The organism is Oceanobacillus limi (assembly GCF_900111445.1).
Classification (GTDB): Bacteria; Bacillota; Bacilli; order Bacillales; family Amphibacillaceae; genus Ornithinibacillus; species Ornithinibacillus limi.
In genome coordinates this window covers 19,089-42,843 of sequence record NZ_FOHE01000004.1, presented here as the reverse complement: position 1 = coordinate 42,843, position 23,755 = coordinate 19,089, and the positions used below count along the sequence as shown (strand labels likewise).

Below are 23,755 nucleotides of genomic sequence, written 5' to 3'. Positions count from 1 at the left end.
AGAAATTACCTATATATAAAAAGCAAGGATCCCTCATAATTGGGATCCTTGCTTAGATCTTTATCCTCTGAATCTGTGTAAGAACTGTTGCAATCTTTCATTATCTGGGTTTTCCAGTACTTTACTTGGAGGGCCTTGCTCGGCAATTACCCCGTTGTCTAAGAAAATTACACGGTCAGCAATATCAAGAGCAAACTCCATTTCATGTGTAACGAGTACCATCGCCATTTCCCCTTCTTTTGCGATGTCGCGAATAACTTCCAATACTTCTCCAACTAATTCAGGGTCTAGCGCAGAAGTTACTTCGTCAAATAGCATCACCTTTGGTCTCATGACTAAAGCGCGGGCCATGGCTACACGTTGTTTTTGTCCACCAGATAATTGGCTTGGGTAATTGTCTAATTTGTCACCAAGGCCAACCTTTTCCAGCATTTCAATGGAACGCTTTTTAGCACTCGCTTTATCTTCCTTTTGTACATGAATTGGTGCAGTCATACAGTTTTCTAAGATTGTCATATGCGGAAATAGATTAAAGTGTTGGAACACCATGCCAATATCTCCGCGTACCTCACGTAAATGCTTTTCTGTGGCTGGTACTAATTCTCCGTTCTTTTCCATATGCCATAGGTTTTTGCCATCTACAATAATTTCACCTGATGTCGGTTGCTCAAGTGTCATAAGCATACGAATAATAGTTGTTTTCCCTGATCCACTTGGTCCAATAAGGGCAACCTTTTCGGCAGGTTTAATATCTAGGTCAATTCCTTTTAAAACTTCTACATCGCCAAATGATTTGGTAATATTCTTGTAGCTTACGATTGCGTCTTCGTTATTCGTGGTTGATTCAGTTGCACTTTCGTTTGTCACAACAGATGTTTCTGACATTACGACACCGCTCCTTTACTTTCTTTCATCGAATGAAGTGCTTCTTTCTTATCAAAACGACGATTCATTTTATTTTCTAGCTTCTTAATAAGTAGAGCTGATGGATAACTTAAAACTAAGAATAAAATAGCCACAATAGTTAATGGTTCTAGATACCGAAAGTTTTGTGCACCATAATTATTCGCTAGCTGTAATATACCAACTACACCAATGGTTGATGCTAATGGAACTTCCTTAAACATAATAATTAGGTAGTTCCCAAGCATAGGGATGGTAGGTGGTATGGCTTGTGGTAAGATAATTTTAGTCCACTTTTTGGGTGTTGAGAAGTTTAAGGCTTTCGATGCTTCCCATTGTCCTTTTTCTACATTATCAATACCAGAACGATAAACCTCACCAATATACGTACTATAATGTACACCAAGTCCTAAGACCGCACAAGTAAATGGATCTAATGTTACTCCAACATATGGGACCATTGGCCAAGCGAAGTATAAAAAGAACAACTGTACAAGTGGTGGTGTTGATCGAATGAATTCCATTACCCATGAAAGAACCCATCTTAAAGGTTTCATTTTCATTCTACCGATAAAGGTCCAAATAAATCCGACGATCAATGCACATAAGTAACACGCAAAAGTTAGCGAAATAGTAATACCTAATCCTTCTACAACTAAAGGGAAGGCTTCAAAGAACGTATCCCATTGCCAATTACTCATTGAGTAGCCACCCCTTTCTTAGAGAAAGCTTCCATTTTTTTGGTTAACCATATTAATGGTAATGCCATCAGGAAGTAGAATACAAGTACTAATAAATAAACAGTTGGTGCTTGTGAAAGGTTTGCATCTCTTAATAAATCTCCTTGATATAGGATATCATGCATTCCAATTAATGACACTAGTGACGTAGACTTGAGCATTAGAATTAAATAATTTCCGAATTCAGGTAGCATCATACGAACTGCCTGCGGTAGAATTACTAATCTCATACGCTGAAATCGTGTCATGTTTAAAGCAGTTGATGCCTCGTGCTGTCCTTTTGCGACGGATAAAATCGAGCCACGGACGATTTCTGACATATATGCTCCGTAGTTTAATGAAATTGCTAATACACCAGCCCAAAAATTACTTCCAATATCAAAATTAAATAGCATTGGTAATGCGTAGAATAGCCAAAATAATTGCACAATTAAGGAAGTACCGCGAAAAACTTCGACATAGAAGCCAGTGAAACTACGGAGGATAATATTGTTGGAAAGGCGACAGAATCCAGCAATGAAAGCCATGGAATATCCAAGAATTATTGATGCGAAGAGAACTTTGAGTGTTACTTCCACACCTTGTATAAGTGCGGGGAAGATGTCTGCAATCGCACTAATGGTAATCACTCCCTTATATTTATTACTTTCGTTAAATGAAAGGGTCAGACCCCCGGTCGAGGGAGCCTGACCCTTTGGAGTCATAATATAACTTGTTTACGAATTAGTACTGATCTCCACTACAAACGCCTTCAGTAGTGATTTCTTCTGGAACTTCATTATTTAAGAAACCATTTTGTTCCATTAATTCTACAATAGTCCCATCTTCTTTTAACTCTGCTAATTTTTCATTATAAGCCTCGCGTAATTCGTCACTATCTTTATGGAATGCCGCAGCGCCATAACTAGGAATACCTTCAATATCTGGTTGTTCGAAGTCTTCTACAAATTCTAGGTCATCACCAGAAGTTTCTAATGCCATTCTTAACGTCATTTCTGTAGCAGTAGTTGCATCTGCTCGGCCGGAAGAAACAGCAGAGAAAGTAGCAGGTATATCTGCAGCAGCTTGTATTTGACCGGCATCTACGCCTTCCGTTTTCACATATTCATTTTCAGTTGCACCTGACATAATAGATACTGTTGCGTCTGCCTCAGCTATATCTGAATAGCTATGTAAATCTAATGGATTCCCTTTTTGAACGACAAGTCCTTCACCATACATCATTTCAGGATCACCAAAGTCCACTTGCTCACAACGGTCTGGGTTGATTGCCATACCAGCTGTAATAACATCAAATTTACCGGCGTTAAGTCCAGGAATCAATTGTCCGAACTCAGATAGCTGTGCATCTAATTCTTCAATTCCAAGTTCAGCAAATACTGCTTCTGCAATATCATATGCAGCCCCTTTTAACTCACCATCTTCTTCGTATGCATAAGGTTTTTCATTTGCAAAACCAATTGTAACTTTTCCTTCTTCTTGGAGTTGAGCTAGTAAGCTATCATCTCCACTTTGTTCACTATCTCCATTATCTCCAGAAGTGTTTCCGCTATCTCCATCTCCACTAGCATCATCCCCACATGCAGCTAATAGAATAATAGAAAATACAAAAATTGAAGCTATTAATAACTTCTTCATACCCTAAATGACCTCCTAAGTTTTTTTAATACATTGGCTAACTCGCCAAGTACTATCGTAAAGTATTTTCCCTTTTTACAAACCGTTTGAAACCTTAAATTTAAGACATTGTCCATTCGAAAACGTGGTGACTTCCATATTAGGTATAAATCACCACATTGATTCCAAAAGAAATACACTTGAAAGAAAAACAGATTTCAAACAGCTATATATTAATGTTATCGATAACTATGTACGAGTTCAAACGCAGTATATTTAGATAATTTGGAATTAAATTGCATATGATTGCATAGGTCCGACCTTATCTTGATGATTCTAAAATATACTCAAATATAGTTGAAAATTCTATTAAATCCCCAAAAATTGACAACGAGTCATGATTTACTAGTTAGACAATAGAATATGAAATATGTACGATATCAGTATAATCGTTTGAAGGAGGATTCAGATTGAATATTGTTGTAGTTGGTGCAGGAGCATTAGGTGTTTATTTTGGAGCCCGCTTGGAGGAAGCTGGTGAGAAAGTAACGTTTTTAGTACGGGAAAATAGAGCTTCACAAATAGAAAAACACGGACTTAAAGTAAATAGCACAAAAGGAAACTACACATTTGAAGATCCAAACGTCGTTAAAAAAGTCGAAGAAATCGATGAGGTAGACCTAGTCTTTTTAAGTGTAAAAGGGTATCATTTGGAGGGAACGTTTCATAGCTTGAAAGAATTACGGAAAAAAGGTGCCTATATTTTACCGGTGTTAAATGGAATCGAGCATATTCCAATCTTACAAAACGAATTAGGGAAAGACTTTGTTCTTGGCGGTCTCTCTTTTATCATGGCTACGTTAAATGAAAAAGGACATGTGGAACATAATAGTGATTTCCATCAGCTTGTTTTTGGTTCACTTGAAGCTACTCAAACGAGCATTTGCCATCAGCTCAAAGAGATAGCCTCAAAAGCAAACATACAAGTAGAAGCTAGTGATGATATTTTACGTGAACTATGGAAAAAGTATATGTTTATTAACGCTTTTTCTGGGATAACGACGGCAACAAACTTACCAATTGGTCCGATTCGTTCCAAACAAGAAACCTTTCGTATCGCCGAGATGATGCTCCAAGAAATGAAGCTGATTGCTAATGCGCATAATGTGAATGTCTCCGAAGAGGATGTAGAAGATGCTAAGTCAAAATTGATGAGCCTACCAGATAAGGCTACTTCATCGATGCATCAGGATAGAAGAAAAGGCTACGTCCTTGAATTAGATCATTTGCATGGAGGGGCAATCCGTTTAGCGAAGGCGATGGGGGTGGAGGTCCCGTATATGGAGTCGATCTATGGAATAATAAAACCTTTTGAAAACAACCAACCTAATTTTACAAAAAAAGGAGTGTCATAAAGTTGATCATTTACATTATTCTAGCAATCATAATAATATTTGCGGTACTAGCTTTATCTCTTTTTACAACATCAAAAGGGTACGCATATAAACATACCGTTGATCCATTACCAAATGACAATAATGAATCAACTAATCAAACACAGACCGAGCGAGAGAAGGAGTAGAATATGAAATTTTCAACAATCGGAACAAGCTGGATAACCGAGATGTTTATTGAAGCAGCTCATCAGATTGGAAAGGTAAAATTGTATTCCGTATATTCAAGAAAACAAGAAGCTGCTGCACGATTTGCTGAAAAGACTGGAGCTGAAAAATGGCATACGGATCTAGAGGAATTGCTGAAGGATTCAATCGATTTTGTGTATGTTGCTTCTCCAAACATCTTACATTATGAACATGCCTTAGCTTGTATCCGCCAAGGAAAGCATGTTTTTTGTGAAAAGCCCTTAGCTTATACACGTAAGCAAGTGGCTATTCTTATGGACGAAGCCGTTAAAAATAACGTATTTATTTTTGAAGGCTATCGTCACTTGTACTCACCGAATTATGAAATTTTGAAACGAAATCTGAATCAAGTTGGAGAAATACGAAGTGTGCTCTTGCAATACATTCAATACTCCTCAAGATATGATGCGTTTAAGGCAGGCGATGAGCCTAATGTGTTTTCCAAGGCGTTTGCTGGAGGAGCATTAATGGACTTAGGGGTTTATCCATTAAGTATGGCGATCGATTTATTCGGAAGTCCAGCTGATATTGACTATTTTCCAGTTAAATTACGTAATGGAATTGATGGAAGTGGTACTTTAGTGTTATCGTATACCGATTTCCATATTACAATTATGTGCTCCAAAATTGCCCAAGGAACCATACCATCTGAGATTCATGGGGAAGAAGGTACATTAACAATGGATCATATAGCTCCAATAAAACAAATAGGATTAACAACTCGTTCCTCCCAGGAAATTGAGCAATTAGCAGGTTCGCAGCTAGATTTAGACATGGTTTATGAATTAACGGCATTTATCAACATGGTAGAAACAAATGATACAGAGCAATTTATTCAAATGATGGAACGAAGTAATAAGGTCGCAAAGTGGTCGGAGATTGCAAGAAAGAAATCGGGGATATTATTTCCAAGCGAAGAAAATTGATAAAAAAACGAGATCAAATGCGATCTCGTTTTTTATCATTGATTCTACTTTTTTGAAAGATTTATCTACCTTATCGTTTCGTATCAAGTGGCTTTAACTTCGCTTCAATCTCTTTTCTTTGATCCTCAAAAAATGGTGGTAGGGCAAGGGATTCACCTAAATGCTCAACTTCTTCATCGGTAGCAAATCCTGGCCCATCGGTCGCCAATTCAAATAGAATACCATTTGGTTCTCGGAAATAAAGCGACTGAAAATAGAATCGATCTACTAGTCCAGAATTAGGAATTCGTTCAGCTTGAAGACGTTCTCTCCATTTGGCAAGTTCATCTTTGTTTTCAACTCGAAATGCCACATGATGCACACTGCCTCGTCCAGGTCTTTCCCTAGGTAAATCATTTCTAACCTCCAAATGGACCTCTGCGCCTGTTCCGCCTTCTCCAGTTGAAAATACCATAATATCCTCTTGCCCTTTGATGGATGATGGATAACGATCTACTTGTTTAAAGGTTAAAACCTCAGTCAGAACTTGGATTGTCGGTGTTGGATTTTCAACGGTTAATTTGCTTGGTCCGAGTCCTGTAATTCCGTGTTCAATAGAAGCGCTACTTTTAGACCATGGTCTTCCACCAGCGACACCTTTGTTATCTTCATCGGATACTAGTGTTAGCCTTTGTTTTTCGGGATCTCGAAAATGGATAACTTGTCGTTTTCCCTCCATCGTAATACCATCGTGATCAACATTATACTGATCCAAACGTTTATTCCAATATTCAAGCGCTTGATTCGTTGGAACACGTAATGAGGTACCGGAAATACTGCTTATACCAAGGTAAGTTGTCCCCGCATTTGGTATTTCGAAAAAGGTAAGATCCGTTCCAGGGTTTCCAACTTCATCGGCATAAAACAAATGATAAACGGATGTATCATCCTGATTAACCGTCTTTTTTACTAATCGCATTCCTAATATTTCGGTATAAAAATGATAATTATTTTTAGCGTTTGCAGTAATAGCTGATACATGGTGGATACCTTTAAGTTGCATACAATTTCCTCCTTTACCGGGAACTATTTTGAATTCAAGATAATTTAAGTTTAATTGAACAAGAAGCCAAATGCTATCTTCCTGCCTATTCCGATTGTAAGTCTGCTTTTGGACGTAAACCACGTTGAAGCTGGGAAATGCTCAATCCAAATGTCATTTGTAGATGTGGGTAATCTTTGAAAGTATCCCAGTCCCCACCCCACTCAAACCCAAGCTCTTTTGCAATAGCTGCAACTTCAAACCAATCAGATTTCCCGTTTCCATTTCCATCATATTTAATATCCCAAGTCTGTTCGTTATTATGTTTCATGAGCACATAATCAATTGCCAATCCATAATTATGGTAAGACTCTCCACCCTTAGCATAGGTGACGATATTGCCATCCTTTGTTCGACCAAGAGCATATAACTCATTCTGTCTATCTACACTGCGAATCGATTCGGTAAAAACAACCGTTATCTCTTCTTTGGCAGCTTTTTTGATAAGTACTTCGGATTTCTCTGCAACAATGGGATGTAATTCAGTTGGTAAGGGGGCATTTTTCCCAAGGTATTCATAACGGTTATATCCAAAATAGTAGTAGATGAAAATTATAATTATACAAATTAATAATAACAAAATGATCGATCGTAAATATCTCAATAATAGTCCTCCGTATCCGAAAATGGTTGCGTAACTAGCTCCTTTTCTCCTAGCTAATTACGTTATACGATAAAATGGTTGTTGGGGAGCTCAGTCCAGTCCGTAAGTCTCTCCCCAGGGCGCTTGCGCTTTTGTTCTAATCATCGGTCATAATTATCGGCTTACAATGAAATTTAGTGGTGGAAAAGGTACAGCATCTTTCGTAGGGATTTTGTTAGCAATAGATTGGAAGGTTGCACTTATCGGAATAGGTATTTTATTATTGTTTACAAATGCTACTGATTATTTGGTCATTGGTGTATGGCTCATTTCTTTGGAATGGAACCAATAATAATTGTAATTCATTTATCTTTGCTTAGCATATTGAAACATGTGGAGAACTATAAACGTATTGTACGAAAAGAAGAGACAAAGCTTTCCAGTATTAAAAAGCCAGTAGCTTAGCATTTAAATGATTGGAGGAAGGAAAACTGGATATCGTAATTTGGGTATGTATCATTGCATTATTTATTCTTAGTTTTATTGGTGTTGTCTTCCCAATAATACCTTCTGTATTAGTTCTATGGATAGGTTTTCTATTATATCATTTTATCATAAATGGAAGTGAACTAGGACTCGTATTTTGGATTGCAATGCTTTTGTTTACGGTAATTTTAATTGTGGCGGATATTATTGCTAATAGTTATTTTGTAAAACGGTTTGGGGGAAGCAAGTGGGGGGAACGTGGTGCAGCGATCGCCGTTATCGTGGGCTCCTTCATCATTCCACCGTTTGGAATTATCATTATTCCGTTTATTGCAGTATTTGTTATTGAATTGATGCAAAGTCGTACCACTCAAGAAGCACTACGCGCATCGATAGGTTCGTTGTTAGGGTTTTTAGGTGGAGCCTTTGCAAAAGTTGTGATTCAATTAATCATGATCATTTGGTTCTTTATTGTCATTGTATTTTAAAATAAGGTAATTATTATTTTCATAGGTAGGGATTGAATAAATGAAAATGCCATCAAGGGTTTTGACTATTGCAGGTTCAGCAGCAGGAGGAAGTGCTGGTATTCAAGCAGATTTAAAAACATTCCAGGAACTAGATGTCTATGGAATGAGTGTTGTAACTGCTCTTGTTGCTAAGCATCCAGATACAAAAAAGAATGTACATCTTCAAACCATTGAAGCAATTGAAGCGCAGTTTGCTACTGCAGTAGAACAGGTTGGTGTCGATACGATTAAAGTCGGTATGTTATTTTCTAAAGAAATAATAGTAGCAGTAGCTAAACTAATTGAGCAATCTTCTGTCCAGCATGTGGTGGTTGATCCTGTGATGATCGGGAAAATGAACTCACGATTGCTTGCAGAGGATGCAATCGAATCACTACAAGAAAAACTCCTTCCGCTAGCAACGATTATGACACCAAACATGCCAGAAGCATCTTTGTTGTTGGGAGGGCGAACGTTAACACATGTTGAGGATTTAAAAAAGGCTGCAGTTGATTTGTGGAAGTTAGGTTCAAAAGCCGTACTAGTGAAAGGTGGAAGGCTATCCGGACCAGCAGTGGATGTATTGTATGATGGATCGTCGGTTACAACATTTGAGGTTCCTAGAATTAATACAGAACATACAAGTGGTGCGGGTTGTACATATTCCGCAGCAATTACGGCGAACCTCTCGAAAGGAAGTAGTATAGAGAAAAGCATTCGATCTGCAAAAGAGTTTGTATCAACGGCGATTGAACATGGATTTTCCTATACTAATGTTGTTGGCCCTACCTATCATGCAGGTTTACGTAAGCAGGGGCTTGCTTATAAAGTAAAAGTAGAAAAATAACGAAGTCTGTAAGATTTTACAGACTTCGTTATTTTTTATTTTCTTTTGTTATCATCTTCAGGCATTTTCATTCCCGTAAAAGGATTTAACTCATAAGTCATATCTTTCTTATGTTCTTTTTCCGTTTGCCTAACATTTTTTCCTAATGCTATAAAATAGAAGATAAAAGGTAACGCAACGACTACCATAATCATTCGAATAAGCCAGTCATTCATTTCAGTTTCAACCTCCTAATCGCATAGTATACTTAGCAGCGCCATTGGATAAATTTCTCTGCTGTTGGCCGACGTGCTCCATACGTTCCTAGGTAGAGATTTCCCTATAAAGTTTATCAACCAATCTTTGGGAATGGCGAATCCCTCCTAATTATAGATACGAAAATGGTGGAGAAAAGTTTCAAAATAACCGAATTTACGGAAGAGATGGGATGCACATGAATTAGGGGTTTTGTAAACAAATAAATAGAAAGTTACAGTTTTTGTTCAGTCCTGCTAATACTTGACTTTGGCGCTTTATATCTATATATTTAAAATTAAACTAAGTTATACGGAAACGTTGAAAAGGATTAGTACAATTTTAACGTCTTTCTCAGAGAGGAAAGGGACGCTGCAACTTTCTAAAGACGTAATTTGGAACCTGCCTTGGAGTTCGCCATCGAGAAGATGTGCGCGGTTTTAAAACCGTTATCAAACAAAGTGTGTAATCATTTATATCTGGTTACAAATTAGGGTGGTACCACCAGACCTCGGTCCCTTATTGGACGGAGGATTTTTTGCGTTCTAACAAAAATAATTTTCTATAGAGAGGTGTATTAATTTGGGTAAGAAAAATAAGCAGTTTGTAGAAAAGATTACTGCAATGGAAGACGATTTCGCACAGTGGTATACAGATGTAGTGAAACAAGCTGAGCTCGTAGATTATGGTCAAGTTAAAGGGACTATGATTATACAACCATATGGCTTTGCTATTTGGGAAAATGTGCGTGACCAATTAGATCGCATGATAAAAGAAACGGGACATTCGAATGTGGCTTTTCCATTGTTTATACCCGAAAGTCTACTTCAAAAGGAGAAAGACCATGTAGAAGGCTTTGCTCCTGAAGTTGCTTGGGTTACTCACGGAGGAGAAGAGGAATTACAGGAAAGAATCGCTGTTCGACCAACTTCTGAGGTGTTGTTCTGTGAGTATTATTCGAAAAAAATTAATTCCTATCGTGATTTGCCGAAGCTATATAACCAGTGGGGAAATGTAGTACGCTGGGAAAAGACGACACGTCCATTCTTACGTTCCTCAGAATTCCACTGGCAAGAGGGACATACTGCCCATGCAACCGATAAAGATGCATCCGAAGAAACCGATCGAATGCTAGGTGTTTATGCCAATTTAGTTGAAAAATATTTAGCAATACCAGTACTACGTGGTAGAAAAACAGATAAAGAAAAATTTGCCGGTGCTAAATACACGTTAACAATTGAGGCGCTAATGCATGATGGAAAAGCACTGCAATCTGGTACGTCCCATCATTTTGGCTCAGGCTTTGCGGAAGCATTTAACATTACTTACCTAGATGAAAATGGTGAGACACAACATGTTCATCAAACCTCCTGGGGATTATCTACACGTATTATGGGGGCTCTTATTATGGTCCATGGTGATAATCGTGGTTTAGTAGTACCACCACGTATCGCACCTACACAGGCTATGATTGTACCAATTGCCCAACATAAAGAAGGAGTGCTCGATAAGGCGTATGATCTTCGGGATAAACTAAAAGACCTTATTCGTGTTGATATTGATGGCAGTGATAAAATGCCAGGATGGAAATTCAATGAGTACGAAATGAAGGGAATTCCGGTTCGTATTGAAATGGGGCCAAAAGATATTGAAAAAGAACAAGTTGTCCTTGTTCGTCGTGATACAGGCGAAAAGGAATTTGTAGCCCTAACTCAATTAGAGGAACGATTACCAGCCTTGCTAGAAGAAATCCAGCAAAATTTATATGATAAAGCATTAAATCACCGTGATGAAAAAACATCTGTTGCAACAGATATGGAAGAGTTTAAACAAACGCTTGAACAAAAAGGTGGATTCCTAAAAGCGATGTGGTGTGGCGACGTTGCTTGTGAGGAAAAAATTAAAGAAGAGACAACAGCAACCTCTCGTTGTATTCCATTTGAAGAAGAGAAAGTGGCAGATACATGTGTATGCTGTGGCAAGGAAGCAAAAGAACTTGTTTACTGGGCGAAAGCATATTAATATTCGAAAGAGCTCTGAGAAAACTCAGAGCTCTTTTTCTTTAGTGATGAAGTAGCATGAAACTTAATGTGTAGTAGATCTCCTTGTTTGTTGTTTTTGCCATTTAACGGAACCACGATCCTCATCAATGACGAATCGGAACATCATAATTCTGATTTGACAGTTTTATCAGGTCAAAAATTACCTTCTATCACTCGACATCATCAAATGGACAAGACCGCATACAAGTATGCATTGTTCGTTTCATCCCGCAATTTTATTGAATTGCCTTACGCGAAAAATAGCATAAACATAGGTGAATAAACCTAACTGAAATTGAAAAAATTCATAGAAATTCCAAAATACTATTGCAAATGATCTAGTTACTATGGTATAAATATACACATAAGTTAATAAATATACAAAAAGGTGAATAAATATGAAAGAACAATTGCAGGTAGAATTAAATAAAACAAAACAGAAATTAATAGAAATGAGTGATCATCTTTATCATAATCCTGAACTAGGTGATCAAGAATATCAGTCAATGAAACTACTTACAGATTATTTATTGAAGCATCATTTCCAGGTAGAAAAGGGAATTGTGAATCGTCCAACTGCGTTTAAAGCAGAATATAGAAGTGAAAAGCCTGGACCTACTATTGCATATTTGGCTGAATATGATGCATTACCTGGAGTCGGCCATGGGTGTGGACATAACCTGATTGGAACGATGAGTGTTGGTGCAGGAGTAATATTAAGTAAGTTAGTAGATGAAATTGGAGGAAATGTAGTTGTATTAGGCACGCCTGCTGAAGAAACAAACGGTGCAAAGGTGCCAATGAGTGAACAAGGTGTATTTGATGATGTTGATGTCGCGATGATTCTTCATCCCGGTGATGCCTCTTATGAGAGTGGTGATTCATTAGCGATGGATGCCGTACAATTTGCTTATACTGGTAGGTCGTCTCATGCAGCAGCATCACCTGAAAAAGGGATCAATGCTTTGGATAGTGTGATTCAACTATTCAATGGTATTAATGCAATGCGGGAGCATTTAGCTGATGACGTTCGAATCCATGGAGTTATTTCAGATGGGGGAAAAGCAGCAAATGTTGTTCCAGATTACGCAGTAGCTCAATTTTATATTCGGGCTAAAGAGCGTTCCGTATTAGATGGAGTTGTTGAAAAGGTAGAAAATATTGCAAAAGGTGCTGCACTCATGACGGGAGCAATACTAGATATATCAAATTATGAATTGAGCTATGACAATATGGTAACGAATGATGCTTTATCACAATCATTTACTCAGAATTTAAAAGAATCTAGTAATCATGATGTATTACCAGCTAAGCAAAGCTATGGTTCAATTGATATGGGGAATGTTAGTCATGTTGTACCTGCTATTCATCCCTATATCTCATTAAATGAGCCGGGATTAGTCGCACATACAAAAGAATTTGCTGAAAAGACAATTACTATGGATGGACACCAAGCATTAATTCAAGGAGCGTTAGCACTGGCATCTACAGGATATGATATTATCGTTGACACGGAATTGATGGATGCAATCGCAATGGAATTTAATAAAAAACAAAAGTAATTTTTATACATTTTAATGCATAAATATTTATATTAAATGATAATGATAAGGGGAGATTTGTGATGAAAAAGTGGATTATTCAAGTACTTATGGTAGGACTTATAGTAAGTTTGATGGCTGCATGTGGGGCAGATGCGGAGGATGCAGCTTCAACATCAGAGGAAACAGAGGATAAAGAAGTTTTAAAAATGGCAACTTCTGCCGACTTTCCACCATTTGAATCCTATGATACAGAAGGGAACTTTCAAGGGTTCGATATAGAATTAGCAAAAATTATAGCAGATGAATTAGGATACGAATTAGAAATTGAAGACATGGATTTTGACGGATTGATCGGTGCTTTACAAGCTGATCGTGTCGATATGGTGATGGCAGGGATGAGCGCAACGGAAGACCGTAGACAAAATGTTGATTTCTCCAATGCATACCATCGTTCTGGAGAAATGTTTATTTCACAAACAGATGCGGAAGTAGATAGTTTAGAAGAATTAGAAGGTAAAGTGGTAGGGGTTCAGCTTGGGACAATTCAAGAAGAAGGTGCCGAAACCCTAGCTGAGGAATATGGATTTGAGGTAAAGAAAGTCGATGATGCCAGTATCCTTATCCAGGAATTAAACTCAAATCGAATTGATGTTGCGTATATGGATAAGACAGTTGCAAAAGGGTATGTTGATTCCCAAGGGTTTGTTGGATTCGATGATCCAACTACTAGCTCACCGGGTATGGCGATTGCTTTTCCGAAAGGGAGCGATCAAGTAAATAAAGTAAATGATATCCTAGAAGAACTGACTGACAGTGGGAAAATGGAAGAATTAAAAGATGAATGGTTATCTGACTATGAATAAGATAGGCAACTAGAAGGAGAGGTGTTAAGGCATGAATTTGGATTTCAGCCAAATCGTGCCTTCTATTCCTTTTATATTAGAAGGAATTGGGGCTACATTAAAATTTGTAAGTGTTTCGATCCTATTTGGATTAGTATTAGGTACCATTTTAGCATTGTGTAAAATTACAAATAAAAAAATATTAAAATGGCCAGCAGATATCTATACTTCTATTTTTCGTGGAACACCACTGATTCTGCAGTTGATGTTAATTCATTATGCTATTCCACAATTAACAGGGTATGATATTGCAATATTCCTCAGTGCTGTTTTAGCATTTGGATTGAACTCAGCAGCATATGTATCAGAAATAATTCGAGCCGGAATATTAGCTGTGGATCAAGGGCAGGTTGAAGCAGCAGAGGCACTTGGCGTTCCCTATCCTGCGATGATGCTTTCCATTATATTACCTCAGGCTTTAAAAAATATCTTACCAGCATTAATGAATGAATTCATTACATTAACAAAAGAGTCTGCTTTAGTTTCAACAATTGGATACATGGACTTGATGAGAAGGGCAGAGATTGTCGGAGCACAGTTGTATCGTAATTTTGAACCTCTCCTCATAGCTGGGATTATTTATTGGATAATGATTTTTATTCTTACTAATATTGGTAGTTTCGTAGAACGGAGGATGCGTCAAAGTGATTAAAACAATAGATTTATCCAAAGAATTTGGAAATAATTCGGTATTAAAGAATATAACGACAACCATCCAACCGGGAGAAGTAGTAGCTGTTATTGGGCCGTCGGGTTCAGGAAAATCGACTTTTTTGAGATGCCTGAACCTCTTGGAGCAACCAAGTTCTGGTGAGATTTGGTTTCATGATAACGAAGTAGCGAATTCAAACGCGAATAAAACGGAAATAAGAAAAAATATTGGGATGGTGTTTCAACATTTTCATTTATTTCCCCATATGACCGTACTAGAAAATGTAACTTATGCTCCAGTCAAAGTGAAGAAGTTAAAGAAGGATGAAGCGGAGCAAATAGCCAAGGAATTACTTGCGAAAGTAGGATTAACAGATAAAGAATCCTCCTATCCAAATCGTTTATCTGGCGGTCAGAAACAACGGGTAGCAATTGCGCGTGCATTAGCAATGGATCCTGAAGCGATGTTGTTTGATGAGCCAACATCTGCACTTGATCCAGAAATGGTTAAAGAAGTATTAGATGTAATGAAGGATTTGGCGCAGACAGGTATGACGATGGTAGTCGTTACGCACGAGATGAATTTTGCTAAAGAAGTAGCTGACCGTATTATGTTTTTGGATGAAGGAAGACTAATGGAAGAGGATAAGCCTCAAACCTTCTTCAATCAGCCAAAGACGACCAGAGCGAAAGAATTTCTAGATAAAGTATTATAAGAAGAAGCTTCTGAGTTAAAGGAACTCGAAGCTTCTTTTAGTCAATTTAATAATTTCTCAATATCTTGTTTAATGCTTTCTGGCTTTGTTTGTGGTGCGTATCGATTAACGACATTACCGTTTTTATCAATCAAAAACTTGGTAAAGTTCCATTTTATTTCTTTGGACAATAATCCCTTTGCTTCGTTTGTTAGATAAGCGAAAAGTGGGTGCTTTGTATCACCTTTCACATCTATTTTATGAAACATTGGAAAGGTGACCCCATAATTTCGCTGGCAAAAGGTACTGATTTCCTCATTCGAACCAGGGTCTTGATTTCCAAATTGGTTGCTAGGAAATCCTAAAATTTCCAATCCTTGGTCTTGGTAGTCCTTGTATAGATTCTGTAAACCCTCAAACTGTGGTGTGAAGCCACATTCACTAGCTGTATTAACGACTAGAAGTACCTTTCCCTTGTAATCAGCTAAAGATTTCTCTTCACCGTTCATTGTAGTTGCTGAGTAATCGTAAACGCTCATTTTCATTCCTCCCTTAATTATACAATAGCAAGGGCGCAAGGGGAAAACAATGAAATCGATTATTCAACAGATCGTTTCTTTGTTATTTGTGTAAGATAACCCGAAGAAGTACGCGGGTGCTGCAGCTCTGGACGTGGCTGTTCCTGCCAATAATTTATCTACAGGGATTTAATTTGATAATTTCCTGGTAAGCAACAAAAAAGACGACCATTTGGCCGCCTTTTAACTTAAGCTTCTTGTTTTACGTTATCTTCTTCAGCAATTACATCTAATCGATGTTGAATTTCTTCTTGTGATAGATTATGCTCTTGTACATATAAGTTTCTTGGGCTTACACGACATTCATGTGTGCAACCACGCATATATTTATGCTCATTTTCTTCTGAGCAGAGAATTTGTTTATTACATTCTGGATTTGCACAATTTACAAAGCGTTCACATGCTTTACCGTCAAAGTAGTCTTTACCTACGACAACATGTTCTTTTTGGTTTACAGGTACGGAAATTCGCTCATCAAATACGTAGCATTGACCATCCCAAAGTTCACCTTGTACTTCAGGATCTTTTCCGTAAGTTACAATTCCACCGTGAAGTTGTGCAACATCTTCGAATCCTTCTTTTATCATCCAACCGGTGAATTTTTCACAACGAATTCCACCAGTACAATACATTAGAACCTTTTTACCTTCAATTAAATGTTTATTCTCGCGAACCCAATCTGGTAAGTCACGGAACGTTTTGATATCAGGATTAATTGCGCCGCGGAAATGACCCAATTCATATTCATAATCATTACGCGTATCGATAACAACGGTATCTTCACGTTGCATCTCTTCATACCATTCTTTTGGACTTAGCTTTTCACCAGTTAGTTCTTGTGGACTCACATCTTCTTCTTCATCTAAACGAAGTGTTACTAACTCTTTACGAGGGCGTACATGCATTTTCTTGAATGCATGTCCATCGTGTTCATCCACTTTGAAAATAATACCATCAAAATGCGGATCATTTCTCATTGCTTCCATATATTTGTTCGTATTTTCAACTGTACCAGAAACTGTACCATTGATTCCTTCTTTGGCAACTAAAATTCTACCTTTTAATTCAATATCTTTACAGAACTTCAGATGTTCAGTTGCAAAGGTTTCAGGATCCTCAATGTCCGTATAATGATAATACAATAATACTCTGTAATCTTGTTTTTCCATTTGTTTTTACCACCTATCCATTCATATTTGCAAGATATAAATGTTTGGTAGTCGATATTCATTTTTATAATCTTGCAAGACTATATTTTAGCAAATAAGTGATGGTTTATCAATATCTTTCTGCTTTTGGACGCAGTTTGGAAGTTTTCAATAAAGTTCAAAAATTATTTTTACAAATAAATGGTGATTTACTTGCATTTTATTTCATAAAAAGGTAAAGTTAAAAGTGCAAAAGGAAATTGAAATTTGTAATACTTTACGATCTCTTTAACAAAGTGGTGTAATAGTATTAATGATTCAATTATACTTTGCACGATATTTGTATAAGGAGGTCATTTTAATGACTGGTAAAGTAAAATGGTTTAACGCAGAAAAAGGTTTTGGTTTCATCGAGCGCGAAGACGGAGACGATGTATTCGTACATTTCTCAGCAATCAATGCTGAAGGTTTCAAAACTCTTGAAGAAGGTCAAGACGTTGAATTTGAAATCGTAGAAGGTAACCGCGGACCACAAGCAGCTAACGTTACTCGTCTATAATTTATAGAAGCTAAAGGTAAAAGGCTTATCTCTTCGGGGATAGGCCTTTTTTGCAAGGGAAGATTTGTTAAGAAGGTAGTATAGCTAGCCTTAATATTGAAGAGATGGAGGTGTCTGGCATGAGTTCATTTGATTGGCATCAAGTAGCAAAAGAACAGTGGGATCAACGAGCTGGATTCTGGAGTGAACGTAGTATGTCCATGTGGAATGAGGGGAGTAGGAAAGGTATCATTCCATTCCTTTCCAAACATATTAAGGAAGGAAGTCATATTCTTGATGTCGGCTGCGGAGATGGATATGGTTCCTATAAACTAAAGCAAGCAGGATACAAAGTAACAGGTATTGACCTTTCAAATGAAATGATAAAAAAAGCTAGAGCACAAGGAAATGATATCCGATTTTTGCAAGGGGACGTAACGAGTCTCCCATTTGAATCCAATCATTTTGATGGTATGATGTCTATTAATGTTTTAGAATGGACGGAAGTTCCAGCAAATGCATTAAAAGAGCTTAAGCGTGTCTTAAAAAAGGATGGGCTACTTTGTGTTGGTATTTTGGGGCCGACTGCGGGACCGAGGTCAAACGGTTACCCTCGAGTATATGGTGAGGAAACGATCAATAATTCCATGATGCCTTGGGAATTTGGTAAGCTGGCTAAAGAGCTTCATTTCGATTATCTAGATGGATTTGGTGTTTACAAGCAAGGAGTAGAGGAAAAGCACTATCAGGAATTGTCGTTAGAATTAAAACAGGCACTTACATTTATGTGGGTTTTTATGTTACAGAAAGTTGGTGAATAAAGTTGGATAGAAAAGAAATGGAAGAAAGAGTTATTGAAAGCTATAAAAGTGATGAAAAAATGATGATTTTAGTTTATGCACAGTGGTGTATCAATAATGGTATAGACCCAGTGAATCTGTATGGAAAAGCCTACCCAGATCAATTAAAAAATCAGGCATTGGTTGAAGCGATGGAGTTAACCGTTCCCAAGGAAGAGTCGGAAGAGATACCTAACCAAACGGTATTAAATGTCTTACAACTCTTTGGGAACGATGACCTTGCATTTCTAGTTCAAGAACAAATTGATCAGCAAAAGAGATAAATGATCTATGCTTGGAATAGTTTAATTAATGCTTGCGTGCCGCTATCAGCTTCCCCTTTTTCCGCTAATTCTTTATATAGTTCGAGTGATAAAGAGAGACCTGGCGTGGATAGTCCCATTTCTTGAGCAGATTCTAAAGCGATAGTCATATCCTTAATAAAATGCTTTACATAAAATCCAGGTTCAAAGTCACCTTTAATCATCCGTGGCCCAAGGATAGATAACGAAAAGCTACCTGCTGCTCCTGTTGTAATACTTTGAAGGACTCGTTCAGGGTCAAGACCGGCTTTTTTTGCATAAATGATTGCTTCACAAACACCAATCATATTTGATGCAATGGTAATTTGATTGCTCAATTTGGTATGTTGACCAGCTCCTGCATCACCTTGTAAGATAATATTTTCCCCGAGAATGTTGAAAATTGGTGAAACAGCATTAAATGCATCTTTGTCACCACCTACCATGATTGCTAAACTTCCATTTTTGGCTCCGACATCCCCACCAGAAACAGGTGCATCCAAAGAATGGATTTGGTTGGCTTTTGCCTGCTCATAAATCTTCACCGCTAAGGATGGCTTCGAGGTCGTCATATCGATCACATAAGAACCAGGTTTTGCATTTTCTAATATGCCATTTGAGCCGAAATAAACTTCCTCAACATCCTTTGGGTAGCCTACGATCGTAATAATTAAATCGGACGTTTGAGCAATTTCCGCAACAGAGTTTTTCCACTGAGCGCCATTCGCTAACAAATCCTGTGCCTTTGACTTTGTTCGAGTATAAATGCTTACATTATAGCCTGATTGTAGTAAGTTATAAACCATACTTTTCCCCATTACACCAGTTCCGATAAACCCAATTTTTGACTTCTTGGTAATCATAATAACGACTCCCTTTATGTAAATGATTATAAACTAATTCGCCATTCATTATATAATATCCTTCAAGGGGAGTGTTAGTACATGGAATGGAATATTAAAAAGTTCGAAGAAATACCTAATGACGAATTATATGCTCTTTTAAAAGCGAGAGTAGATGTTTTTGTGGTAGAACAGGATTGTCCCTATCCAGAGTTGGATAACTTTGACCAAGATTCGATTCATTACTATTTAAAAATAAATGGTGAAATAGCTGCTTTGGTTCGACTTTTACCGAAGGGGTTAAAATATTCGGATGCAGCATCGATTGGAAGGGTAATGGTAGTAAGAAAATTTCGAGGGAATGGATATGCGGGATTGATTATGAAACGAGCGATTAAATTTATTTCAGATGAATGGCAAGCGGATAAAATCCAAATTCAAGCCCAAGTTTATTTGCGTGCGTTTTATGAATCGTTAGGGTTTGAGCAAATTACAGAAGAATACTTAGAGGATAACATACCACATATTGACATGCTTCGAATTCGAAAATAAAGAATCAGAATAGGGCTTTTACACATAGTATAATTAGCAACCTTTTTCAAGCAATATATACGGCTCTAATGGAGGAGGCTAATTATGATAACACGTGATCAACTTAATCAATGTAAAGAGGCATTATTAGCGCGGCAAAATGAATTGATAAGTCACGTTCAGGATCACTTTGGAAATGAATTGGAACTAGTAAAAGAATCGATGAGTGAACTGTCTAACTATGACAACCATCCTGCTGATCTAGGCACAGAACTATATGAACGTGAAAAAGATGTTGCTTTAAATGAGCATGCAGAACAAGAGCTTGAGGAGATAAATGAGGCTTTACATGCGATCGAACAAGGAACATATGGTATTTGTAGTAAGTGTGGAGCTGATATACCTATTGAACGGTTAGAGGCAGTTCCAACGACAGATCGTTGTGTAGAGCATGCCAATAATGTAACCTTTGAAAGCAGTCGTCCAGTGGAGGAAAGGGTGTTTAGTCCCAATATAAATCCAGATGAAGTTACCGACGAGAATCAGGTTAACTATGATGCAGAAGATGCCTACCAAGAGGTAAGTAATTACGGAACTTCGGAGACGGCTTCAGACTTTTATGGAGATCAGGATCAGTATAATGAAATGTATCCAAATAGTGATGAAATTGTAAGTAGTGTAGAAGATATTGAGGACTTTATCGCTGCGGATGAGCGTGGTAAATTTACTGGTGTTACACCAAACCATAATAAATATGAAGAAGAATATGATCAGAATGAGTGATAATGTGAAATGTACACAATGTAAATAAGTTGTGTGCATTTTTCTTGTTACGTTGAAACAAAATAGGGTGTTATTTCGTATATCTTAGTAAGGAGCGTGATGTTAAATGAGTGATAACGGATGTTTGAAATGTGGAAGTACGGACGCTGACAAGAAAGAAGTGGCGATGACGGGGACTGGCTTATCAAAAATGTTTGACGTCCAACATAATCAGTTTATCGTAGTATACTGTAAAAACTGTGGGTACTCTGAGTTTTACAATAAACAAAGTTCAACCGGTAGTAATATTTTTGATTTGTTTTTCGGATAAAGAAAAGTCCTCTTTCGCTTGGGAAGAGGACTTTTTCACTAGATAATCCAGGGCGCTAGTGCTTTTATTCTTTAATAACCAAAATTGCCGATTATATTTTCTAAATGTGTCTGAATCATTACAGTGGAAATGGATTGAACAACTACCCAAAAAAGCAATAAGGATATAATATAAAATCCAATTAGTATATAAATACGATCCATACTACGATCGTTTTGACTTAAGATGATGAATGTCGGTGCTAGTATTAGTGAGCCAAATATGCTGATAAAGAATATAAGTACGGCTAACCCTTTTAAATTTATTAAGGTAAGTAAGAAACCAAAAACATATAAAAGAAAAAACGGAACTAAATAGGCGCCATACTTTGCTAGCGCATCTTTAAATGATAGTTCGCTTTTAATCATCCGGAGAGCCGCAAAAGTTAACATACCAATCGCTCCAAAAATAATGACAAAGGATAAAAATGGCACCAAAAAGTGATCGATAAATGACACATCAACAAACATTCCTCTTGGACCAGCAGTAGAATGAATGGCAAGGTATGTACTTAAAGCGATGAATAACGAAAAGATCGTCATGGTAATCGATGCTGAAGTGAAATCGTTGTAATTCGCTCTTATGGCCGCATCTGGCTTTTTTATAAGCGTCATAAAGAAATGACTAAAATTATCTCCTATAATTCTTAGTTTCTTTACCGTTTCATTCGATGAATTTTCAGTTTGTTCTTCGGATTGATTTGCAGCATCTGGGTTGTTATTTAATGTTGCTGCTTGCTCTGTGTTTAACTCGGTACCGCAATTTGTACAAAATGCCCCAATTTCCGTCTCTTGTCCACAATTCGTACAGTGCATTTTTCCACAACCTTTCAAGTTAAGTTACCTTAATGATACTATAAATAGCCTTGGGTAAAAACATATAAAAAAGAAGGGGGATTTCCCCCTTCTTAAATGGAGTTTCGTTTTGATAAGTTTAATTCAATCTCTTGTTTATCTCCATTACGATAAATTTCTAATGTAACAGAGTCACCAACTTTTGTTTCGGAATACATATATTTTCTTAACTCGAGGATGGATGTTACGTTCTCACCGTTAATTTTGGTAATCACATCAAATTGCTGTAATCCTGCTTCATCTGCAGGTGAACCAGCTTCTACGTCGGCGATTACCATACCACCTTCCACATCATCAGGTACGGCTACATTATTTTGATATTGTGGTGGAACTTGGTTAATTGGCGCTGTGCTTATTCCGATAAACGGTCTAGAAACTTCGCCGTCAGTTTCTAACTGTTCCATGATCGGTAATGCAGAATCAATAGGTATTGCAAATCCGATTCCTTCTACCTCGCTTCGAGCTACCTTCATGGAATTAATTCCAATTACATTTCCATCTGTATCGACGAGAGCTCCTCCACTATTTCCAGGGTTGATTGCCGCATCTGTTTGAATTACTTCTGTAATCCAATCTGCAACACCGTCTCCATTTGTATCAACGCTAACCGAGCGATCTAAGCCACTGATAATTCCTTTTGTTAGCGAGTTAGCAAACTCCATACCTAATGGATTTCCAATAGCTAGAACCGTTTCTCCCACTTTAACGTCTGAGGATGCTCCTAAATTAGCCACTCTATTTATCTTACTACCGTCTACTTGAAGAATTGCTAAGTCCGATAGTTCGTCTGACCCTAATACTTTTGCATCTAATCTTTCTTCATTGTTTAAAACAATTTCCACTTCTTCGGCACCATCTACAACATGATGGTTGGTAACGATATAAGCTTTTCCATTCTCTTTTTTATAAATGATTCCTGAACCGGCTCCAGCTTCTTCGCTAGTTGTCCAGATACTTTGTCTCCTAAGATTTAATACGCCAACAACAGCTTCCGATACTTCTTCTAAATTAGAGGCTGATATTTCGTCATTATCAACTGACATGGTTGTGACAAATTCTGCATTATTTTGATCTTCGGTAGCTTGAGCTTCTGCTGTACCAGTTTCTTCGTTTTGAATTGGAATAATATTATTCGTAAATAAAAGGGTAACAATTACAGCTGATATAATCCCACCAAAGATACCTGAGAGAAGTCCACTTAATTTAGACTTACTCTTGTTTGAATCATTAGATTGGGGAGATGCTTTAGTTAATCCCAGATCTTCCGTCTTTTCTTTATCTTCATTTATTTGATTTTCATTTGAAAAATTATTGCTATTATGTTCCATAGTGTTTCACCCTTTCTAAAGTATTAATTTATTGTAATTATAGTATATCCATTGATATTGTGATCTCTTTGGAAATTTTGTGGAATAAATGTGTAATCTAGAGAGAAAAGCTAGTATTTATATCGAAAAGACCATATTCTGAAAGAATAAGGTGAGAGTTTTGTCTTAATAGGCTCTAAAGGTCTGGTCTTCATACAACTTATAAAATAAAAACACAGCTATTTATTGTTCATGTTTGAATATTTGTGTAAAAATAGAGG

28 protein-coding genes, 1 pseudogene and 1 other annotated feature are annotated in these 23,755 nt (G+C 37.3%); of the genes and pseudogenes, 17 read left to right on the top strand and 12 right to left on the bottom strand.

The genetic code is table 11. The annotated features are described in order from the left end of the window. Nucleotides 1-60 precede the first annotated feature (60 nt). The 4 genes from ehuA to ehuB all read right to left on the bottom strand — a co-directional run bounded on the left by ehuA (nucleotide 61) and on the right by ehuB (nucleotide 3,281). Nucleotides 61-885 (bottom strand): ectoine/hydroxyectoine ABC transporter ATP-binding protein EhuA, encoded by an 825-nt coding sequence (gene ehuA / locus BMX40_RS05855; protein WP_090867807.1) that lies wholly within the window; start codon nucleotides 883-885, stop codon nucleotides 61-63. Then, complete coding sequence (gene ehuD / locus BMX40_RS05850) at nucleotides 885-1,604, bottom strand: ectoine/hydroxyectoine ABC transporter permease subunit EhuD (RefSeq protein WP_090867805.1); 720 nt, start codon at nucleotides 1,602-1,604, stop codon at nucleotides 885-887. The genes ehuA and ehuD overlap by 1 nt, the downstream gene beginning before the upstream one ends. Continuing rightward, nucleotides 1,601-2,263 carry an ectoine/hydroxyectoine ABC transporter permease subunit EhuC gene (gene ehuC / locus BMX40_RS05845; RefSeq protein ID WP_244513403.1) on the bottom strand — a complete coding sequence of 221 codons (663 nt, stop codon included), beginning with the start codon at nucleotides 2,261-2,263 and terminating at the stop codon, nucleotides 1,601-1,603. The genes ehuD and ehuC overlap by 4 nt, the downstream gene beginning before the upstream one ends. 103 nt (nucleotides 2,264-2,366) lie before the next feature. Next, entirely contained in the window at nucleotides 2,367-3,281 is a 915-nt protein-coding gene (ehuB, locus tag BMX40_RS05840) for an ectoine/hydroxyectoine ABC transporter substrate-binding protein EhuB (RefSeq protein WP_090867802.1), read from the bottom strand. A 449-nt stretch (nucleotides 3,282-3,730) separates the two neighbouring features. On the opposite strand from ehuB, the gene BMX40_RS05835 reads away from it, so the two are divergent. From BMX40_RS05835 to BMX40_RS05825, 3 genes are read left to right on the top strand one after another with little or no spacing between them, the layout of a single operon-like run. Then, nucleotides 3,731-4,675: a ketopantoate reductase family protein gene (locus tag BMX40_RS05835; protein WP_090867800.1), complete on the top strand. Its 945-nt coding sequence runs from the start codon at nucleotides 3,731-3,733 to the stop codon at nucleotides 4,673-4,675. A gap of 2 nt (nucleotides 4,676-4,677) precedes the next feature. Beyond that, entirely contained in the window at nucleotides 4,678-4,842 is a 165-nt protein-coding gene (ytzI, locus tag BMX40_RS05830) for a YtzI protein (RefSeq protein WP_094030681.1), read from the top strand. A 3-nt stretch (nucleotides 4,843-4,845) separates the two neighbouring features. Beyond that, nucleotides 4,846-5,829, top strand: a complete 984-nt coding sequence (locus BMX40_RS05825) for a Gfo/Idh/MocA family protein (RefSeq protein ID WP_090867798.1) — start codon at nucleotides 4,846-4,848, stop codon at nucleotides 5,827-5,829. A gap of 70 nt (nucleotides 5,830-5,899) precedes the next feature. On the opposite strand, the gene BMX40_RS05820 is transcribed toward BMX40_RS05825, so the two are convergent. Further along, nucleotides 5,900-6,871, bottom strand: a complete 972-nt coding sequence (locus BMX40_RS05820) for a ring-cleaving dioxygenase (RefSeq protein ID WP_090867796.1) — start codon at nucleotides 6,869-6,871, stop codon at nucleotides 5,900-5,902. 85 nt (nucleotides 6,872-6,956) lie between these two features. Then, on the bottom strand, nucleotides 6,957-7,514 hold the full coding sequence (locus tag BMX40_RS05815) for a M15 family metallopeptidase (protein ID WP_090867794.1): 558 nt from the start codon (nucleotides 7,512-7,514) through the stop codon (nucleotides 6,957-6,959). A gap of 127 nt (nucleotides 7,515-7,641) precedes the next feature. Between BMX40_RS05815 and BMX40_RS05810 the strand changes: the two are divergent. From BMX40_RS05810 to thiD, 3 genes and pseudogenes are all read left to right on the top strand, one after another. Continuing rightward, nucleotides 7,642-7,958, top strand: a pseudogene (locus tag BMX40_RS05810) (glycerol-3-phosphate acyltransferase); the annotation flags it as partial. Nucleotides 7,959-7,969: 11 nt separating this feature from the next. Beyond that, the gene (locus tag BMX40_RS05805) at nucleotides 7,970-8,467 is read left to right on the top strand and encodes a DUF456 domain-containing protein (protein WP_244513381.1); all 498 of its coding nucleotides are present in this window, start codon (nucleotides 7,970-7,972) and stop codon (nucleotides 8,465-8,467) included. 61 nt (nucleotides 8,468-8,528) lie between these two features. Continuing rightward, a complete protein-coding gene (gene thiD, locus BMX40_RS05800; protein ID WP_342028671.1) occupies nucleotides 8,529-9,335 on the top strand; it encodes a bifunctional hydroxymethylpyrimidine kinase/phosphomethylpyrimidine kinase in 807 nt (268 codons plus the stop codon). 35 nt (nucleotides 9,336-9,370) lie between these two features. On the opposite strand, the gene BMX40_RS05795 is transcribed toward thiD, so the two are convergent. Beyond that, the gene (locus BMX40_RS05795; protein ID WP_090867789.1) at nucleotides 9,371-9,550 is read right to left on the bottom strand and encodes a hypothetical protein; all 180 of its coding nucleotides are present in this window, start codon (nucleotides 9,548-9,550) and stop codon (nucleotides 9,371-9,373) included. A 331-nt stretch (nucleotides 9,551-9,881) separates the two neighbouring features. Then, nucleotides 9,882-10,092 (top strand) — a binding site (T-box leader). Between the two features lie 59 nt (nucleotides 10,093-10,151). Here BMX40_RS05795 and proS point away from each other — a divergent pair. The 5 genes from proS (at nucleotide 10,152) to BMX40_RS05770 (ending at nucleotide 15,424) form a co-directional block, all read left to right on the top strand. Next, complete coding sequence (proS, locus tag BMX40_RS05790) at nucleotides 10,152-11,591, top strand: proline--tRNA ligase (protein WP_090867787.1); 1,440 nt, start codon at nucleotides 10,152-10,154, stop codon at nucleotides 11,589-11,591. Nucleotides 11,592-12,009: 418 nt separating this feature from the next. Beyond that, the gene (locus BMX40_RS05785; protein WP_090867785.1) at nucleotides 12,010-13,173 is read left to right on the top strand and encodes a M20 family metallopeptidase; all 1,164 of its coding nucleotides are present in this window, start codon (nucleotides 12,010-12,012) and stop codon (nucleotides 13,171-13,173) included. 62 nt (nucleotides 13,174-13,235) lie between these two features. Next, nucleotides 13,236-14,018, top strand: coding sequence for a transporter substrate-binding domain-containing protein (locus BMX40_RS05780; protein WP_090867783.1), 783 nt, complete (start codon nucleotides 13,236-13,238; stop codon nucleotides 14,016-14,018). Nucleotides 14,019-14,049: 31 nt separating this feature from the next. Further along, complete coding sequence (locus BMX40_RS05775; RefSeq protein ID WP_090867781.1) at nucleotides 14,050-14,709, top strand: amino acid ABC transporter permease; 660 nt, start codon at nucleotides 14,050-14,052, stop codon at nucleotides 14,707-14,709. Next, on the top strand, nucleotides 14,702-15,424 hold the full coding sequence (locus BMX40_RS05770; RefSeq protein ID WP_090867779.1) for an amino acid ABC transporter ATP-binding protein: 723 nt from the start codon (nucleotides 14,702-14,704) through the stop codon (nucleotides 15,422-15,424). Before BMX40_RS05775 ends, BMX40_RS05770 begins: the two co-directional genes overlap by 8 nt. A 41-nt stretch (nucleotides 15,425-15,465) precedes the next feature. Here BMX40_RS05770 and BMX40_RS05765 read toward each other — a convergent pair whose 3' ends face one another. Both BMX40_RS05765 and trhO read right to left on the bottom strand, forming a co-directional pair. Next, complete coding sequence (locus tag BMX40_RS05765) at nucleotides 15,466-15,942, bottom strand: glutathione peroxidase (RefSeq protein WP_090867777.1); 477 nt, start codon at nucleotides 15,940-15,942, stop codon at nucleotides 15,466-15,468. 227 nt (nucleotides 15,943-16,169) lie between these two features. Then, nucleotides 16,170-17,150 (bottom strand): oxygen-dependent tRNA uridine(34) hydroxylase TrhO, encoded by a 981-nt coding sequence (trhO, locus tag BMX40_RS05760; protein WP_090867775.1) that lies wholly within the window; start codon nucleotides 17,148-17,150, stop codon nucleotides 16,170-16,172. 340 nt (nucleotides 17,151-17,490) lie between these two features. Between trhO and BMX40_RS05755 the strand changes: the two genes are divergently transcribed. The 3 genes from BMX40_RS05755 (at nucleotide 17,491) to BMX40_RS05745 (ending at nucleotide 18,790) form a co-directional block, all read left to right on the top strand. After that, nucleotides 17,491-17,688 (top strand): cold shock domain-containing protein, encoded by a 198-nt coding sequence (locus BMX40_RS05755; RefSeq protein WP_090867773.1) that lies wholly within the window; start codon nucleotides 17,491-17,493, stop codon nucleotides 17,686-17,688. Between the two features lie 119 nt (nucleotides 17,689-17,807). Continuing rightward, nucleotides 17,808-18,488 carry a class I SAM-dependent methyltransferase gene (locus tag BMX40_RS05750; protein WP_090867769.1) on the top strand — a complete coding sequence of 227 codons (681 nt, stop codon included), beginning with the start codon at nucleotides 17,808-17,810 and terminating at the stop codon, nucleotides 18,486-18,488. Between the two features lie 2 nt (nucleotides 18,489-18,490). Beyond that, a complete protein-coding gene (locus BMX40_RS05745; RefSeq protein WP_090867766.1) occupies nucleotides 18,491-18,790 on the top strand; it encodes a hypothetical protein in 300 nt (99 codons plus the stop codon). A gap of 5 nt (nucleotides 18,791-18,795) precedes the next feature. On the opposite strand, the gene BMX40_RS05740 is transcribed toward BMX40_RS05745, so the two are convergent. Beyond that, nucleotides 18,796-19,671, bottom strand: a complete 876-nt coding sequence (locus BMX40_RS05740) for an NAD(P)-dependent oxidoreductase (protein WP_090867764.1) — start codon at nucleotides 19,669-19,671, stop codon at nucleotides 18,796-18,798. An 81-nt stretch (nucleotides 19,672-19,752) separates the two neighbouring features. Here BMX40_RS05740 and BMX40_RS05735 point away from each other — a divergent pair, with 81 nt between their 5' ends. From BMX40_RS05735 to BMX40_RS05725, 3 genes are all read left to right on the top strand, one after another. Continuing rightward, on the top strand, nucleotides 19,753-20,202 hold the full coding sequence (locus BMX40_RS05735) for a GNAT family N-acetyltransferase (protein ID WP_090867762.1): 450 nt from the start codon (nucleotides 19,753-19,755) through the stop codon (nucleotides 20,200-20,202). A gap of 84 nt (nucleotides 20,203-20,286) precedes the next feature. Further along, a complete protein-coding gene (locus BMX40_RS05730) occupies nucleotides 20,287-20,964 on the top strand; it encodes a TraR/DksA C4-type zinc finger protein (RefSeq protein WP_090867760.1) in 678 nt (225 codons plus the stop codon). Between the two features lie 106 nt (nucleotides 20,965-21,070). Further along, nucleotides 21,071-21,274, top strand: coding sequence for a zinc ribbon domain-containing protein (locus tag BMX40_RS05725; RefSeq protein ID WP_090867758.1), 204 nt, complete (start codon nucleotides 21,071-21,073; stop codon nucleotides 21,272-21,274). 71 nt (nucleotides 21,275-21,345) lie between these two features. Here the strand turns inward: BMX40_RS05725 and BMX40_RS05720 are convergent, their stop codons facing one another. After that, entirely contained in the window at nucleotides 21,346-22,128 is a 783-nt protein-coding gene (locus tag BMX40_RS05720) for a Yip1 family protein (protein ID WP_090867756.1), read from the bottom strand. Nucleotides 22,129-22,220: 92 nt separating this feature from the next. Next, nucleotides 22,221-23,495 carry a S1C family serine protease gene (locus BMX40_RS05715; protein ID WP_090867754.1) on the bottom strand — a complete coding sequence of 425 codons (1,275 nt, stop codon included), beginning with the start codon at nucleotides 23,493-23,495 and terminating at the stop codon, nucleotides 22,221-22,223. Nucleotides 23,496-23,755: the final 260 nt, after the last annotated feature.

Bases quoted from the DNA above. Each gene is read 5' to 3' on its own strand.
- ehuA (WP_090867807.1), bottom strand. From the start codon at position 885: ATGTCAGAAACATCTGTTGTGACAAACGAAAGTGCAACTGAATCAACC.
- ehuD (WP_090867805.1), bottom strand. From the start codon at position 1,604: ATGAGTAATTGGCAATGGGATACGTTCTTTGAAGCCTTCCCTTTAGTT.
- ehuB (WP_090867802.1), bottom strand. From the start codon at position 3,281: ATGAAGAAGTTATTAATAGCTTCAATTTTTGTATTTTCTATTATTCTA.
- BMX40_RS05825 (WP_090867798.1), top strand. From the start codon at position 4,846: ATGAAATTTTCAACAATCGGAACAAGCTGGATAACCGAGATGTTTATT.
- BMX40_RS05820 (WP_090867796.1), bottom strand. From the start codon at position 6,871: ATGCAACTTAAAGGTATCCACCATGTATCAGCTATTACTGCAAACGCT.
- BMX40_RS05795 (WP_090867789.1), bottom strand. From the start codon at position 9,550: ATGAATGACTGGCTTATTCGAATGATTATGGTAGTCGTTGCGTTACCT.
- BMX40_RS05785 (WP_090867785.1), top strand. From the start codon at position 12,010: ATGAAAGAACAATTGCAGGTAGAATTAAATAAAACAAAACAGAAATTA.
- BMX40_RS05780 (WP_090867783.1), top strand. From the start codon at position 13,236: ATGAAAAAGTGGATTATTCAAGTACTTATGGTAGGACTTATAGTAAGT.
- BMX40_RS05775 (WP_090867781.1), top strand. From the start codon at position 14,050: ATGAATTTGGATTTCAGCCAAATCGTGCCTTCTATTCCTTTTATATTA.
- BMX40_RS05765 (WP_090867777.1), bottom strand. From the start codon at position 15,942: ATGAGCGTTTACGATTACTCAGCAACTACAATGAACGGTGAAGAGAAA.
- trhO (WP_090867775.1), bottom strand. From the start codon at position 17,150: ATGGAAAAACAAGATTACAGAGTATTATTGTATTATCATTATACGGAC.
- BMX40_RS05755 (WP_090867773.1), top strand. From the start codon at position 17,491: ATGACTGGTAAAGTAAAATGGTTTAACGCAGAAAAAGGTTTTGGTTTC.
- BMX40_RS05750 (WP_090867769.1), top strand. From the start codon at position 17,808: ATGAGTTCATTTGATTGGCATCAAGTAGCAAAAGAACAGTGGGATCAA.
- BMX40_RS05740 (WP_090867764.1), bottom strand. From the start codon at position 19,671: ATGATTACCAAGAAGTCAAAAATTGGGTTTATCGGAACTGGTGTAATG.
- BMX40_RS05735 (WP_090867762.1), top strand. From the start codon at position 19,753: ATGGAATGGAATATTAAAAAGTTCGAAGAAATACCTAATGACGAATTA.
- BMX40_RS05730 (WP_090867760.1), top strand. From the start codon at position 20,287: ATGATAACACGTGATCAACTTAATCAATGTAAAGAGGCATTATTAGCG.
- BMX40_RS05725 (WP_090867758.1), top strand. From the start codon at position 21,071: ATGAGTGATAACGGATGTTTGAAATGTGGAAGTACGGACGCTGACAAG.
- BMX40_RS05720 (WP_090867756.1), bottom strand. From the start codon at position 22,128: ATGCACTGTACGAATTGTGGACAAGAGACGGAAATTGGGGCATTTTGT.
- BMX40_RS05715 (WP_090867754.1), bottom strand. From the start codon at position 23,495: ATGGAACATAATAGCAATAATTTTTCAAATGAAAATCAAATAAATGAA.